The sequence below is a fragment of the Pseudundibacterium arcticum genome (assembly GCF_042646465.1).
GTDB classification, from domain to species: domain Bacteria; phylum Pseudomonadota; class Gammaproteobacteria; order Burkholderiales; family Burkholderiaceae_D; genus Undibacterium_A; species Undibacterium_A arcticum.
Map to the genome: position 1 here is coordinate 1 of NZ_JBHRTP010000042.1, position 2,337 is coordinate 2,337.

Below are 2,337 nucleotides of genomic sequence, written 5' to 3' on the forward strand. Positions count from 1 at the left end.
CCTTTCAAGTGCGGAATTTCAATACGAAGCATCAAGAATGCAACACTACACTAGCACACCCCTGTCATTGCGCGGCGAAGTCGGGTACCACGGCGCCGTCCTGATAGATCGCAGTCTGCTCGATCCGTTCGAAGCGGGTCGCGCCGGCGCCGAAATCGACCCGCAACTTGCCGGTCACGCCATCGATCTCGAAGTGCGCATGCCGGGCCGCGATCTCGCGCGCGACACGGTAGGCGTCGATCCCGAGCGCATACAGCCGTTCCAGGTCGACGCTGCGACGCTGATCGGCCGGCAGCGTGGTGCGCGGATAGGCCATCACCGCGCTGTGGTCGGCCTGCAGTTGCCACGGCAGGTCGAGCAGATGCACCTGCTCCAGTTGCGGCAGCCGCTCGGCCGTGTCCCAGTCCGGGAGTGCATACGGATTGAGCTGCGAGGTGCCGTACATGACGACATCCTGGCCGACCGCTTCGCGCAACTGGCGGGTCTGCTCGGCGTCGAGCGCGACGAACAGCAGGGCCGGTTTTTCATTCTGGATGCGATGCCTCAATTGATCGAGCCCGTTGCCATCGAGGAAACCGCTGGCAAACCCCAGCACCATCGACTGCGCATGCAAGCCCCGTCGCTGCCATTGCGCGCCGAAGGCCTTGGCGGCGCGGCGCTGCCACGCGGCATTGGTCGATACGATGAGGGCGCGGCGCTCAGTCTGACCGGCGCTGGCCCAGTCTGCCACCTGCCTGGCTTCGTCATCGAGCGACAGGCCCATCAGCAACAGGTTGCGCGGCAGGGCGGATGGCGCCAACGCCTCGGCGCCCGCCGTTTCCGCCTGGTTCAGCGCGATGGTCGGGATCCGCACCGCGCCGCTCTGGGCGATCGCGCTGACCCCGGCGCGCGACAACGGTCCGACCACCAGGTCCTGATTGCCGACCGCATCCTTGTAGCCGGACAGCGTCTGTTGCACCGAATCATCGGTTTCGATCAGCGTCACGATGACGCCATCCTTGTCGCGCTCGTAGGCGGCCATGAAGCCGGCCCGCACCGCCTCGGCGGCCCGGCCCAGCGCGGCCGAATCGAGCGGCAGCAGCAGCGCCATGCGGACTACCGGTACTAGCGGCACTGCCGGCGTGGTCGGCACTGTCGACGGCGCCGTCTGGTGGAGTCCGGTGGACTGGCTGCGACCGGGCGAATTGCCGGCGGCCTGAGCCTGCGCGATGGTCGCGGTTGTATTTGCCAGCGCAGGCGCGCACAATCCGCTCAGCACGCCGTATAGCACACCGCAGCCCAACGCTGTCTTGATCCATTTGCCCAATTCCCCGCTCCCCATGACACCGTCGAATCACCATCCGCTCGCCAGCCTGCCGATCCTGCACGAGGTGGCGCTGCAGACTTATCCCGTGGCCACATTATATGTGGTGGCCACCCCCATCGGAAATGTCTGCGACATCAGCCTGCGCGCCTTGCATGTGCTGGCGCTGGCCGACGCGGTCGCCTGCGAGGACACGCGCAATACCGCACAGCTGATGACGCGCTACGGCCTGTCGAAACCGCTGATCGCGGCGCATGAACACAACGAGCGCGAAGTAGCCGAGAAATTGGTCGCGCGCTTGCAAGCCGGGGAACGGATCGCGCTGGTATCGGATGCCGGTACCCCGGCCATATCCGACCCCGGTGCCCGGATCGTGGATGCAGTGCGCGCCGCCGGGCTACGCGTGATGCCGCTGCCGGGCGCATCGGCCGCGGTCACTGCGCTGTCGGCCAGCGGCTTGCTGAACGAGCGGTTTTATTTTGTCGGCTTCCTGCCGGCCAAGGCGGGGCAGCGCGACGCCGCATTGCAGGCGGTGCGCGGCGTCGCGGCGACGCTGGTGTTGTACGAGGCGCCGCATCGCATCGGCGACACCACCGCGGCGCTGGTTGCCGCATTCGAGCCGCAGCGGCAAATCGTGTTTGCGCGCGAACTGACCAAGCTGTTCGAGGAAATCCATCGCTGCCCGCTGTCGGAAGCGATCGCGTGGCTGGCCGCCGATCCGCACCGCCAAAAGGGCGAATTCGTGCTGCTGGTCGAGGGCGCACCGAGCGCGGTCGACGCCGATCAGGTCGAGGCCGAGCGGGTGCTGCGCATCCTGCTGGCCGAGTGCCCGGTCAAGCAGGCGGCGCAACTGGCGGCGCAGATCACCGGGCAAAAAAAGAATGCGCTGTACGAGCGTGCGCTCCAACTAAAACACGGCTGAAACAGCAGGATGCGGCAACGAAATGAATATACTCCCGCCGTTTTTTATGAAATCAGGGGCGCGCTCGAATTCCAAGTGCAACATTTTTTATGAAAGAATGTTGCATGGCAAA

At 65.5% G+C, this 2,337-nt stretch carries 2 protein-coding genes; one reads left to right on the forward strand and one right to left on the reverse strand.

What is annotated here, in order from left to right:
* Nucleotides 1-64: 64 nt before the first annotated feature.
* Complete coding sequence (locus ACFOFO_RS14590) at nt 65-1,306, reverse strand: penicillin-binding protein activator (RefSeq protein ID WP_390321994.1); 1,242 nt, start codon at nt 1,304-1,306, stop codon at nt 65-67.
* Between the two features lie 13 nt (nt 1,307-1,319).
* Between ACFOFO_RS14590 and rsmI the strand changes: the two genes are divergently transcribed.
* Nucleotides 1,320-2,225, forward strand: a complete 906-nt coding sequence (gene rsmI, locus ACFOFO_RS14595) for a 16S rRNA (cytidine(1402)-2'-O)-methyltransferase (protein WP_390321993.1) — start codon at nt 1,320-1,322, stop codon at nt 2,223-2,225.
* The last annotated feature ends 112 nt before the right edge of the window (nt 2,226-2,337 follow it).

What these genes read in the sequence shown, in the direction of transcription:
- rsmI (WP_390321993.1), top strand. Translation starts at nt 1,320, where the DNA reads ATGACACCGTCGAATCACCATCCGCTCGCCAGCCTGCCGATCCTGCAC.